This window comes from Pseudomonas syringae group sp. 26L6, assembly GCF_032587815.1.
In the GTDB taxonomy this organism is placed as follows: Bacteria; Pseudomonadota; Gammaproteobacteria; order Pseudomonadales; family Pseudomonadaceae; genus Aquipseudomonas; species Aquipseudomonas amygdali.
Map to the genome: position 1 here is coordinate 235907 of NZ_JAWHPJ010000053.1, position 12337 is coordinate 248243.

A 12337-nucleotide genomic window follows, 5' to 3' on the forward strand; every position below is an offset into this window, starting at 1 on the left:
TATAACCGGCAAATCACGAAAGACCACAGAAGCAGACTGCGTGGTGTCCGTGCGGCGGAGTCTTCGCTATAATCCGCGACCTGCTCAAGCCGCAGGCTCGCCGAGCGCCATTTCTGCATTACGGGCCGGGCCGCATCAACCGGGGTTCGACGAGAGCCTGAAAGGATCGCGCATGTTTGAAAACCTGACTGACCGCCTCTCGCAGACGCTGCGCCATGTTACTGGCAAGGCCAAGCTGAACGAGGACAACATCAAAGATACCTTGCGCGAAGTGCGTATGGCGTTGCTTGAAGCCGACGTCGCCTTGCCGGTGGTCAAAGACTTCGTCAACAACGTCAAGGAACGCGCCGTCGGCACCGAGGTGTCGCGCAGCCTGACGCCAGGCCAGGCGTTCGTGAAGATCGTCCAGGCCGAACTCGAAAGCCTGATGGGCGCTGCCAACGAAGATCTGGTGCTCAATGTCACGCCGCCTGCGGTCATCCTCATGGCGGGCCTGCAGGGTGCGGGTAAAACCACCACCGCTGGCAAGCTGGCGCGCTTCCTTAAAGAGCGCAAGAAGAAGACCGTGATGGTTGTGTCGGTCGACGTCTACCGTCCTGCCGCCATCAAGCAGCTTGAAACCCTGGCCAACGACATCGGTGTGACGTTCTTCGCCTCCGATATCAGCCAGAAGCCGGTCGACATCGCCCTGGCGGCCATTAAAGAAGCCAGGCTCAAGTTCATTGACGTGGTCATCGTCGATACCGCCGGTCGTCTGCACGTCGACGTCGAGATGATGGGCGAGATTCAGGCGCTGCATGCTGCGACCAAGCCAGCTGAAACGCTGTTCGTGGTCGATGCCATGACCGGTCAGGATGCGGCCAACACCGCCAAGGCCTTCGGTGATGCACTGCCGCTGACCGGTGTGATCCTCACCAAGGTCGACGGTGATGCTCGCGGTGGTGCGGCCCTGTCGGTGCGTGCAATTACCGGCAAGCCGATCAAGTTCATCGGTATGGGTGAGAAGAGCGAGGCGCTGGAGCCGTTCCACCCAGATCGTATCGCTTCGCGAATCCTTGGCATGGGCGATGTGCTCAGCCTTATCGAGCAGGCTGAACAGACTCTCGACAAGGATAAAGCCGACAAACTGGCGAAAAAGCTCAAGAAAGGCAAAGGCTTCGATCTCGAAGACTTCCGCGATCAACTGCAACAGATGAAAAACATGGGCGGCCTTGGCGGTCTCATGGACAAGCTGCCAAGTATCGGCGGCGTCAATCTTGCGCAGATGGGCAATGCCCAGGGCGTGGCCGAGAAGCAGTTCAAGCAGATGGAAGCCATCATCAACTCGATGACGCCTGGCGAACGCCGTGACCCGGACCTGATCAGCGGCTCGCGCAAGCGCCGTATTGCAATGGGCTCGGGTACCCAGGTGCAGGACATCGGGCGTCTGATCAAGCAGCATAAACAGATGCAGAAGATGATGAAGAAGTTCTCCGCCAAGGGCGGAATGGCAAAAATGATGCGCGGCATGGGCGGAATGCTCCCCGGCGGCGGCATGCCAAAAATGTAATTGCGTCGCGTGCAAGCTTCTTTGCACGCGTCCCACACGGGGGGCGACCCCCGGTCAGCCCGCGTTATGCGGGCTTTTACCTGCTGTCATACCGACAGCTCCCTCGCAAATCTGGAAGGCATGCCGATAGGCGCCGGAAAAAGACATTTGCAAAAGTCGGGATATTCCTTAGAATATGCGGCCTTTCGGGCACCTATGCCCGCTGTGCATCTTAGATTTGCAGCACCGACTACAGGAACGATGTTCAATGCTAACCATCCGTCTTGCCCTTGGCGGCTCCAAAAAGCGCCCGTTTTACCACTTGACCGTAACCGACAGCCGCAACGCTCGTGACGGTTCCCACAAGGAACAGGTTGGTTTCTTCAACCCGGTTGCCCGTGGTCAGGAAATCCGTCTGTCCGTTAACGAAGAACGCGTCAACTACTGGTTGAGCGTTGGTGCACAAACTTCCGAGCGCGTTGCCCAGCTGCTCAAAGAGCACAACAAGACCAAGGCCGCGGCCTGAGTCTTATGAACGCGACGCCTGCATCTGCCGACGATCTGATCGTCATTGGCAAGATTTACTCGGTTCATGGCGTTCGCGGCGAAGTGAAGGTCTTTTCCTTTACTGATCCGATTGGAAACCTGTTGGACTACAAAACCTGGACGCTTCGGCGCGAAGGCAGCGTTGAGAAACAGGTGGAGCTGGTCAGCGGACGCTTGCAAAGCAAGTTTCTGGTAGCAAAGCTCAAAGGTCTCGATGATCGTGAAGAAGCTCGTCTTCTCTCCGGTTACGAAATCTGCGTGCCGCGTAACCTGTTCCCTGATCTGGACGATGGCGAGTACTACTGGTACCAGCTTGAAGGCCTCAAGGTCATCGACCAACTCGGGCAACTGCTCGGGAAAATCGATCACCTGCTCGAAACCGGTTCGAACGATGTAATGGTTGTAAAGCCCTGCGCGGGTAGCCTGGATGATCGTGAACGCCTGTTGCCCTATACGGAGCAATGTGTGTTGGCAATCGATATGGCTGCTGGCGAGATGAAGGTGGATTGGGACGCGGACTTCTGAATGCCATGGCCAGCCTGCGCATAGAAGTCATCAGTCTGTTTCCCGAGATGTTTTCCGCCATCAGCGAATACGGCATTACCAGCCGTGCGGTGAAACAAGGGCTGTTGCAGCTGACTTGTTGGAATCCGCGGGATTACACCACTGATCGCCATCACACTGTGGATGATCGCCCATTTGGCGGTGGTCCTGGCATGGTGATGAAGATCAAGCCCCTCGAAGATGCTCTGGTTCAGGCCAGGCAAGCGGCAGGGGATGCGGCTAAGGTTATTTACCTGTCGCCACAAGGCCGTCAGCTGAATCAGTCTGCGGTACGCGAACTGGCGCAGGAGGAAGCGATTATCCTCATCGCCGGTCGTTATGAAGGCATTGACGAGCGTTTTATTGATGCTCATGTCGATGAAGAGTGGTCGATTGGTGACTATGTTCTTTCCGGTGGCGAGCTGCCGGCTATGGTCCTGATTGACGCGGTTACGCGGCTGCTGCCTGGAGCTTTAGGGCATGTGGACTCCGCGGAGGAAGATTCCTTCACGGACGGTCTGCTGGATTGCCCGCACTACACCCGACCTGAGGTGTATGCGGATCAGCGTGTTCCCGACGTGTTGCTAAGTGGCAATCACGCGCACATCCGGCGTTGGCGTTTACAGCAGTCCCTTGGGCGGACCTATGAACGACGCGCTGATCTTCTGGAAAGCCGCTCGCTTTCTGGAGAAGAGAAGAAGCTGCTGGCGGAATACATCCGCGAGCGGGACGATAGTTAACGTATCGATGGTCGATCCATACGGATTACCTTAGGAGCACCAGCATGACTAACAAAATCATTCTTGCCCTCGAAGCAGAGCAGATGACCAAAGAGATCCCTACCTTTGCACCAGGCGACACCATCGTCGTTCAGGTTAAAGTGAAGGAAGGCGACCGCGCTCGTCTGCAAGCATTCGAAGGCGTTGTAATCGCCAAGCGTAACCGTGGCGTGAACAGTGCTTTCACTGTTCGTAAAATCTCCAACGGTGTTGGCGTTGAGCGTACTTTCCAGACTTACAGCCCGCAAATCGACAGCATGGCTGTGAAACGTCGCGGTGACGTTCGCAAGGCCAAACTGTACTACCTGCGTGACCTGTCCGGTAAAGCAGCGCGCATCAAGGAAAAACTGTCCTGATACAGTTTTTCGATGCATAAAAAGGCAGCCTTCGGGCTGCCTTTTTGCTATCTGATGTTTGAAAATTCGTTTTTGGCGTACACGCACACATACTGAGTTGAAATGGCTGCCATCGACCACCCGCTGATTGACCGGTTTCTGGATGCGCTCTGGCTTGAAAAGGGGCTGTCCGATAACACTCGCGATTCCTACCGCAGCGACCTGGCGTTGTTCAATGGCTGGCTGCAGGAGCGCAACGTTGATCTGCCCAGTGCCGGACGCGAGGTCATCCTCGATCATCTTGCGTGGCGCGTTGAAAATGCCTACAAACCGCGCTCCACGGCGCGTTTCCTGTCCGGCGCACGTGGCTTCTACCGCTACCTGCTGCGCGAAAAGCTGATTTCCGTCGATCCCACCCTGCAGATCGACATGCCTCAGTTGGGCAAGCCATTGCCCAAGTCACTCTCCGAAGCCGACGTCGAAGCGCTGCTGGCAGCACCCGACCTGAGTGAGGCTATCGGCGAGCGTGACCGTGCCATGCTGGAAGTGCTATATGCCTGCGGCCTGCGGGTGACCGAACTGATCAGCCTGACACTGGAACAGGTCAACCTGCGCCAGGGCGTACTGCGGGTGATGGGCAAAGGCAGCAAGGAACGGCTGGTGCCTATGGGCGAAGAGGCCATCGTCTGGGTCGAGCGCTACCTGCGCGGTGCCCGCGACGAGCTACTGGGCGGGAAACCCAGCGACGTACTGTTCCCCAGCACCCGAGGCGACCAGATGACCCGGCAGACCTTCTGGCACCGCATCAAGCATCAGGCAACGGTTGCGGGCATCGGCAAATCCCTGTCACCGCACACCCTGCGCCATGCCTTCGCCACCCATCTGCTTAATCACGGTGCTGACTTGCGGGTGGTGCAGATGTTGCTGGGACACAGCGATCTTTCGACGACCCAGATTTATACCCATGTGGCACGGGCGCGGTTGCAGGAAATGCATGCCAAGCATCATCCACGCGGTTGACTCACGACGTATTTTGCGAAGCTTCTTACGTCGCTCCGAGTCGGCCCCGCGAGCCTTATGTGGTAGGCTTTGCCGGTTTCGCATATCAAGGCTGGCGCCCCTTTTTTCGACCGCCGCCAGTCTGCCCGTCGTCATAGGAGTTTCCATGCGTTTGCCCCAGATTTTCGCTGCCGCCGCTTTACTGCTGGCCGGCACATTCAGTATGTCTGCCCTGGCTGATGCTGCCCCTGATCAGGCCATCCGCAAGACCCTCGATTCGCTGGAATTGCAGTTGCCGGTCGAGAGCATCTCGCCGAGCCCGCTCAATGGCCTTTATGAAGTGAAGCTCAAGGGCGGTCGCGTGCTTTACGCCAGCGCCGACGGCCAGTTCGTGGTTCAGGGCTACCTGTTTCAGGTGCAGAACGGCAAGCCGGTCAACCTGACCGAGAAGACCGAGCGACTGGCCATTGCCAAGACCATCAACGCCATTCCGCTTTCTGAAATGGTGATCTACCCGGCGGTGGGCGAGACCAAATCGCACATCACGGTATTCACCGACACTACCTGCCCGTATTGCCACAAACTGCACGAAGAAGTCGGGCAGTTGAACAAAATGGGCGTTGAAGTCCGTTACATGGCATTCCCGCGCCAAGGCCTGGGTTCTCCGGGTGACGAGCAGTTGCAGGCCGTGTGGTGTTCCAAGGACCGCAAAAGCGCCATGGACCGCATGGTAGACGGCAAGGACATCAAGGCCGCCAAGTGCGACAATCCGGTGAGCAAGCAATATGAGCTGGGTCAGTCGATCGGCGTCAACGGCACCCCGGCGATTGTCCTCGCCGACGGTCAGGTGATTCCGGGCTATCAGCCTGCTGCTCAGGTTGCCAAACTGGCAATGGGCGCCAAATAACGCTTTGTCACATCAGCATGCTTCATATGAGCATGCGCTACACGAGGCCGTGTTTTTGGCGCCTCTTCACATTTGTAGCCGCATGGCAACATGCGGCGGATTTTACGGCTGATCAAGCATCAGCTGTTTTTCGGGGAGTTCATCAGTGAAACCGGTCAAAGTAGGCATATGTGGGCTGGGTACTGTCGGTGGCGGTACTTTCAATGTACTTCAGCGTAACGCCGAGGAGATCGCCCGCCGTGCCGGGCGAGGAATCGAAGTTGCGCAAATTGCGGTTCGTACACCAAACCCCAACTGCCAGATTGCCGGTACGCCTACTACCAGTGATGTGTTTGCCGTTGCGACCAACCCTGAAATCGACATCGTCGTTGAATTGATCGGTGGCTACAGCATCGCCCGTGATCTGGTGCTCAAGGCCATCGAGCATGGCAAGCACGTAGTGACTGCCAACAAGGCGCTGATCGCGGTTCACGGCAACGAAATTTTCGCCAAAGCGCGTGAAAAGGGCGTAATCGTTGCTTTTGAAGCAGCTGTCGCTGGCGGCATCCCGGTCATCAAAGCCATTCGCGAAGGGCTGTCGGCAAACCGTATCAATTGGGTGGCCGGCATTATCAACGGCACTGGAAACTTCATCCTCACCGAAATGCGCGAGAAGGGCCGTACCTTCCCGGATGTTCTGGCCGAAGCCCAGGCGCTGGGTTATGCCGAGGCCGATCCGACCTTCGACGTTGAGGGTATCGATGCAGCGCACAAGCTGACCATTCTGGCCTCCATTGCCTTCGGCATCCCGTTGCAGTTCGACAAGGCCTACACCGAAGGCATCACCAAACTGACCACCGCCGACGTGAACTACGCTGAAGCGCTGGGCTATCGCATCAAGCACCTGGGCGTTGCACGCAGCACGGCCCAGGGCATCGAGCTACGCGTACACCCGACGCTGATCCCGGCCGATCGCCTGATTGCCAACGTCAACGGCGTGATGAATGCGGTGATGGTCAATGGCGATGCGTCCGGCTCGACGCTGTTCTACGGTGCCGGTGCCGGTATGGAGCCTACGGCGTCCTCCGTGGTGGCCGATCTGGTGGACGTGGTGCGGGCGATGACATCCGATCCGGAAAACCGTGTGCCGCATCTGGCCTTTCAGCCCGATTCGCTGTCCGCGCACCCGATTCTGCCGATCGAAGCCTGTGAAAGTGCCTACTACCTGCGCATCCAGGCAAAGGATCACCCAGGCGTGCTGGCCCAGGTGGCGAGCATCCTGTCCGAGCGCGGCATCAATATAGAGTCGATCATGCAAAAGGAAGTCGAGGAGCACGATGGTCTGGTGCCGATGATCCTGTTGACACACCGTGTTGTGGAGCAGCGCATCAATGACGCCATTCAGGCCCTGGAAGCTCTTCAGGACGTGGTTGGCCCGGTGGTTCGTATTCGCGTAGAACATCTTAATTAACATCAGCTGCGAGCCGTCAGCTGCAAGCTCAAAGTCAGACGCCAGTCGTTTTGAGCTTGAAGCTTGAGGCTTTCAGCTCAAACCAAAGGTTTGATCCCATGCGCTATATCAGTACTCGCGGCCAGGCGCCGGCCCTGAACTTCGAAGATGTGCTGTTGACTGGTCTGGCCAGCGACGGCGGTCTGTATGTGCCGGAAAACCTGCCACGCTTCACTCAGGAAGAGATCGCTTCCTGGGCCGGTTTGCCGTATCACGAACTTGCCTTCCGGGTGATGCGCCCCTTTGTAGCTGGCAGCATCCCGGATGCCGATTTCAAGAAAATTCTTGAAGAGACCTACGGTGTCTTCGCCCACAGTGCGGTAGCACCGTTGCGTCAGTTGAATGGCAACGAGTGGATACTTGAGCTGTTCCACGGTCCTACCCTGGCGTTCAAGGACTTTGCGCTGCAATTGCTCGGCCGCTTGCTGGACTACGTGCTGGCCAAGCGTGGCGAGCGTGTGGTGATCATCGGCGCTACCTCGGGTGACACCGGCTCTGCAGCCATCGAAGGCTGCCGTCGCTGTGACAACGTCGACATTTTCATTCTGCACCCGAACAATCGGGTATCTGATGTCCAGCGCCGGCAGATGACCACCATCTTTGGCGACAACATCCACAACATTGCAGTAGAAGGCAACTTCGACGACTGCCAGGAAATGGTCAAGGCCAGCTTCGCCGATCAGGGCTTCCTGAAGGGCACGCGTCTGGTCGCCGTCAACTCGATCAACTGGGCGCGAATCATGGCCCAGATCGTCTACTACTTCCATGCATCGCTGCAGTTGGGCGGTCCCGCGCGCTCGGTATCGTTCTCGGTTCCGACCGGCAACTTCGGCGATATCTTTGCCGGTTACCTGGCACGCAACATGGGGCTGCCGGTCAATCAACTGATCGTCGCCACCAACCGCAACGATATTCTGCACCGTTTCATGAGCGGCAATCAGTACGTCAAGGAAACCCTGCACGCTACGTTGTCGCCTTCCATGGACATCATGGTGTCGTCGAACTTCGAACGCCTGTTGTTCGATATGCACGGTCGCAACGGTTCTGCCATTGCCGAGTTGATGAGCACGTTCAGGCAGGGCGGCGGTTTCAGTGTCGAAGAAGAGCGCTGGACCGAAACCCGCAAACTGTTCGATTCGCTGGCAGTCAGCGACGAGGACACCTGCACGACCATTGCTGAAGTGTTTGCCAGCACCGGCGAACTGCTTGATCCGCATACCGCTATCGGGGTGAAGGCTGCTCGCGAATGCCGTCGCAGCCTGGACACGCCGATGGTGATTCTGGGTACGGCGCATCCGGTCAAGTTTCCGGAGGCAGTGGAGAAGGCCGGTGTAGGAAAAGCGCTTGAGCTACCTGCACATTTGTCTGATTTGTTCGAGCGTGACGAGCGCTGCACTGTGCTGCCAAATGACCTGAAAGCCATACAGGCATTTGTCAGCCAGCATGGCAATCGCGGCAAACCACTCTGACAGAAGCGTCGTGTAACAACTTTAGGCCCGCCACTTGGCGGGCCTTTCTGTTTCTACGTGCCAAACTTCGCTGGTTTTCGAACCATAGAGTTGGGTCATTTGTAGTGAAGCAGGCAAGCATGCAAAGCGTAGTCAGGGAGGCAGACAGCACATTGAGAGGCCGCGCATGGCGCATGGCATGCATGTTGTTGGCGCTGGTTTTTGTCGGGCCAGCCGATGCGGCGCAAAGCTTGCCGTTTACCCTGACAGCCCCTTTCGTGGCTTCAGCGGATCTGGCCCTCACAGATCAGGATCGTGCATGGCTAGATCAGCGCAAGGTACTTCGGGTCGGCATTGCGATTGCCGACTACGAGCCGATTGATATCACCAGTGACCGCAACCGTTATCAGGGCATCAGTGCCGACTATCTGGGGTTGGTCAGCGACCAGTTGAACATTCCGGTGCAGGTGACCGGGTTTGCCAGGCGTGACGAGGCCATCGAGGCATTGCACGACGGCAAGATAGACCTGCTGACCAGCGCCAATGGCTTTGAGCGGGGCGTGAAAGGGCTGTCGTTCTCAACCGAATACATGCCTGACCGATCTGTTGTCGTCGGTCGTGGCAACGATCTGAGCCCGCCGCCAAGCCTGGCCGGCAAGAAGGTTGTGCTGCTTGATGGCTATGCCGACTCGGACGTCGCTCACCGCGTTTATCCTGACAGCGAGCTGATTATCGCGCCTAACCTCTACAGTGCTCTAGAGGCCTTGAGCCAAGGCGAGGTCGACGCTTTTATCGGCAACGAAGTCATTGTCCGGGCCTACACCGCCCTGCGTCCTTATCTCGGATTGCAGATCAAGTTCGAAAGCCGGTTGCCTCCGGTAGGGTTTTCTTTTGCAGTGCGTGACGATGAGCAGCGCTTGCTGACCTTCATCAATCGTGCGCTGGACAGTATTGAACCGTCGATCGGTCGTGAAGTGCTCGGCCGCTGGACGATGGGGCTGGGCGCTGACGTGGAGGGACAACGCATTCGCCTTACCGGTGCCGAGCGGCGCTGGCTGCTCAAGCACCCGAGCGTGACCATCGCCACCACACAGCATCCGCCGTACATCTACAAAGACAAGAATGGCCAATGGGTGGGGCTGAACGCAGATGTGCTGTCCCGTATCTCACGCATGACCGGGTTGCAGTTTGTCCATCAGGAAGTGCCTTCCACGCAGCAGAGCATTGAAGTGCTGCGTGCCGGTCTTGCCGAGATGAACACCTCGCTTGCAGAAAATGCCGAGCGTCGGCGGTTTCTGGACTTTACCTATTCGTTCGGAGGCAACAGCTGGATGTTCGTGGTGCGCTCCGAGCGCTCATCCCGAGTATCGCTCGACAGTCTGGCCGGTAAAGTGCTGGCACTGCCTGCCCGGCATGCGCTCGAGGACCTGATCAGGCGCGAGCACCCCTTGATCCAGCTGCGTCTGGTGGACACCTACGACCAGGCACGAGCCCTGGTGGAAAGCGGTGTTGCCGACGCGACCATTCAGAATGAAGTAGGTGCCTACCTGTTCCCGGCCGGGCAACTGAAGGTCGCCCGCAGTGTCGATGGCCAATGGTCACCCGACAGGTTTTCGGTGATCAAGACCCAGCCCGAACTGCTGGGCATTCTGAATAAGGCGCTGGAAGAGTTCCCGGTGGCCGAGTTGCGCTCTATCCGCTTGAAGTGGCTGGGCTCGGCACTGCCTCAGCCTTCGCTCTGGGGGCGGATACCGCAGTGGGTATTCTGGGTACTGGCCCTGGCCTTACTGACCGGGCTGGTGTCACTGGTCTGGAGCAGTCGCCTCAAGGTGCAGATTCGCCAGCGCCTCAAGGCTGAAAGGCAGCTCAATGACCAACTGGCCTTCAAACACGCCTTGTTCGATGGTATCCCCAATCCGATTTATGTTCGCGATCTCAAGGGACGACTGATTTCCTGCAACCGTAGCTACGAGCAGAGCCTTGGCATCAGTTTCGAGCAGATGAATGGTCGACGCCTTACGGATGTCAATCTGATACCGCGTGCATTGGCTGAGCAGATGCATACCGACTACCTCAATTTGCTGGAAAATCACCAGCCAGTCTTTTCCGACCGCACCATTGAACTGTCCGGAAAACGCATGGACGTCTGGCAATGGACGGTCCCTTTCTTCGCCGCCGACGGACAGCTGCAGGGGTTGCTGGGCGGCTGGGTCGATATCACCGAGCGCAAGCGGCTTGAGCAGCAGCTCCAGGAAGCAATGCGTCTGGCCGCTCAGGCCAACGAGGCGAAGAGTGTCTTTCTGGCCAGCATGAGTCATGAAATCCGTACCCCAATGGGTGCAATCATCGGTTTGCTGGAGCTGGAATGCGCACACGCTTTACGCAAGGGGCATACACCGTCGCAAGGCTTGCAGGTCGCCCATCGCTCGGCTACGGAGCTGGTGGCACTGATTGGCGAAAGTCTTGATCTGGCCAGAATCGAAGCGGGCGGCATGCAGTTGTCATTGACAGTCACATCCTTGCAGGCTCTTTTCGAGGGCGTAATCGAGCTTTTTTCAGCGCAGGCCCGGGAAAAGGACCTGGAACTGCGGCTGGAATTTTCCGAACAGGCTCAGGGCGATTACTGGCTTGACCCGCTGAGGCTGCGTCAGGTGCTGCACAACGTCCTGGGCAACGCCCTGAAATTCACCCGGCAAGGGTCGGTCGTCTTGAGGGTGGTGGCGCTGGATGACTCATCTCGCCTACGCATCGCTATCCAGGACAGTGGCGAAGGTATCGAGCCAGAGCGTCAACAGCAGATATTCCAGCCCTTCATTCAGGCCAGCGATGACACTGCCGCCCATTACGGCGGGAGCGGGCTGGGACTGAGCATCACCCGGCAACTGGTGGAGTTGATGAAGGGCGACATCAGCCTGCACAGCTCGCCGGGCGAGGGTACGCTGGTCAACATCGATTTGCCGCTGGTCAGGGTGAGCGAGCCGGTTTTGCCCTCCTGCGATGTCCCGGATGCACCTGTGGATACGCGCAGCCTTCGCTTGTTGGTGGTCGATGACATGTCGGCCAACCGGCTGGTGTTGACCCGCCAGCTGGAGTTTCTTGGTCATCAGGTGGTGGCTGTCGAAGACGGCAAGGCTGCGCTGTCGAGGTGGTGCGAAGAGCCGTTCGATGCGGTCATCACCGACTGCAACATGCCGGGTATCAGCGGTTATGCATTGACCGAAGCCATTCGACAGATCGAAGAGAAAGAGCAGCGCCGGCGCTGCCCGGTCATTGGCTGTACCGCTAACGCAATGAGTGACGAGGCTGCACGGTGTGAGCAGGCGGGGATGGACGGTCTGCTGATCAAACCGCTTTCCCTGGCGCGTCTGGCCCAGGAGCTGGCGGATCGGGTACGTGAGCCGACGTTCGACATCAGCACGCTGCAAAACATGACCCGGGCCAACCCGGAACAGATGCAACGGTTGTTGGGCGAGTTGTGGAAGAACCTCAGGCATGAACACGCCTTGCTGGAGCCTGCGGTGCTGGCAAATGACTGGAACGCCTTGAGCGCTTGCCTGCATCGGCTCAAGGGCGCGGCGAGTCTGGTTGACGCAGTGCCGTTGGCCAAGGCGTGCGCGGCGCTCGATGAAAGTGTGCGGCTTGAGTGTGTGGCCAGTGTGCCTGAGCGCTGGCTGGCGCTGGAGGCTGCGATGACCGGCCTGCGCGCTGATATCGAGTTGCAATTGGTGGCAGTGCCCGACATTGCACCGGCTTGCGATTGATG

10 protein-coding genes are annotated in these 12337 nt (G+C 58.0%); all 10 read left to right on the top strand.

What is annotated here, in order from left to right; genetic code table 11:
- Positions 1-172 precede the first annotated feature (172 nt).
- The gene (gene ffh, locus RYA97_RS21340) at positions 173-1549 is read left to right on the top strand and encodes a signal recognition particle protein (protein ID WP_005778356.1); all 1377 of its coding nucleotides are present in this window, start codon (positions 173-175) and stop codon (positions 1547-1549) included.
- A gap of 247 nt (positions 1550-1796) precedes the next feature.
- On the top strand, positions 1797-2054 hold the full coding sequence (gene rpsP / locus RYA97_RS21345) for a 30S ribosomal protein S16 (RefSeq protein WP_002552521.1): 258 nt from the start codon (positions 1797-1799) through the stop codon (positions 2052-2054).
- Positions 2055-2059: 5 nt separating this feature from the next.
- Positions 2060-2599 carry a ribosome maturation factor RimM gene (gene rimM, locus RYA97_RS21350; protein ID WP_002552522.1) on the top strand — a complete coding sequence of 180 codons (540 nt, stop codon included), beginning with the start codon at positions 2060-2062 and terminating at the stop codon, positions 2597-2599.
- 5 nt (positions 2600-2604) lie between these two features.
- Positions 2605-3357 carry a tRNA (guanosine(37)-N1)-methyltransferase TrmD gene (gene trmD, locus RYA97_RS21355; protein WP_002552523.1) on the top strand — a complete coding sequence of 251 codons (753 nt, stop codon included), beginning with the start codon at positions 2605-2607 and terminating at the stop codon, positions 3355-3357.
- A gap of 44 nt (positions 3358-3401) precedes the next feature.
- The gene (gene rplS / locus RYA97_RS21360) at positions 3402-3752 is read left to right on the top strand and encodes a 50S ribosomal protein L19 (protein WP_002552524.1); all 351 of its coding nucleotides are present in this window, start codon (positions 3402-3404) and stop codon (positions 3750-3752) included.
- A gap of 102 nt (positions 3753-3854) precedes the next feature.
- Entirely contained in the window at positions 3855-4751 is an 897-nt protein-coding gene (gene xerD / locus RYA97_RS21365) for a site-specific tyrosine recombinase XerD (RefSeq protein WP_005778358.1), read from the top strand.
- 145 nt (positions 4752-4896) lie between these two features.
- Positions 4897-5637, top strand: a complete 741-nt coding sequence (gene dsbC / locus RYA97_RS21370) for a bifunctional protein-disulfide isomerase/oxidoreductase DsbC (protein WP_002552526.1) — start codon at positions 4897-4899, stop codon at positions 5635-5637.
- A gap of 145 nt (positions 5638-5782) precedes the next feature.
- The gene (locus RYA97_RS21375) at positions 5783-7087 is read left to right on the top strand and encodes a homoserine dehydrogenase (RefSeq protein WP_005743381.1); all 1305 of its coding nucleotides are present in this window, start codon (positions 5783-5785) and stop codon (positions 7085-7087) included.
- Between the two features lie 98 nt (positions 7088-7185).
- Positions 7186-8595: a threonine synthase gene (gene thrC / locus RYA97_RS21380; protein WP_010201549.1), complete on the top strand. Its 1410-nt coding sequence runs from the start codon at positions 7186-7188 to the stop codon at positions 8593-8595.
- Positions 8596-8777: 182 nt separating this feature from the next.
- The gene (locus tag RYA97_RS21385) at positions 8778-12335 is read left to right on the top strand and encodes an ATP-binding protein (protein WP_005778365.1); all 3558 of its coding nucleotides are present in this window, start codon (positions 8778-8780) and stop codon (positions 12333-12335) included.
- Positions 12336-12337 lie beyond the last annotated feature (2 nt).

What these genes read in the sequence shown, in the direction of transcription:
- rplS (WP_002552524.1), top strand. Translation starts at nt 3,402, where the DNA reads ATGACTAACAAAATCATTCTTGCCCTCGAAGCAGAGCAGATGACCAAA.
- xerD (WP_005778358.1), top strand. Translation starts at nt 3,855, where the DNA reads ATGGCTGCCATCGACCACCCGCTGATTGACCGGTTTCTGGATGCGCTC.
- ffh (WP_005778356.1), top strand. Translation starts at nt 173, where the DNA reads ATGTTTGAAAACCTGACTGACCGCCTCTCGCAGACGCTGCGCCATGTT.
- dsbC (WP_002552526.1), top strand. Translation starts at nt 4,897, where the DNA reads ATGCGTTTGCCCCAGATTTTCGCTGCCGCCGCTTTACTGCTGGCCGGC.
- thrC (WP_010201549.1), top strand. Translation starts at nt 7,186, where the DNA reads ATGCGCTATATCAGTACTCGCGGCCAGGCGCCGGCCCTGAACTTCGAA.
- rimM (WP_002552522.1), top strand. Translation starts at nt 2,060, where the DNA reads ATGAACGCGACGCCTGCATCTGCCGACGATCTGATCGTCATTGGCAAG.
- RYA97_RS21385 (WP_005778365.1), top strand. Translation starts at nt 8,778, where the DNA reads ATGTTGTTGGCGCTGGTTTTTGTCGGGCCAGCCGATGCGGCGCAAAGC.
- rpsP (WP_002552521.1), top strand. Translation starts at nt 1,797, where the DNA reads ATGCTAACCATCCGTCTTGCCCTTGGCGGCTCCAAAAAGCGCCCGTTT.
- trmD (WP_002552523.1), top strand. Translation starts at nt 2,605, where the DNA reads ATGGCCAGCCTGCGCATAGAAGTCATCAGTCTGTTTCCCGAGATGTTT.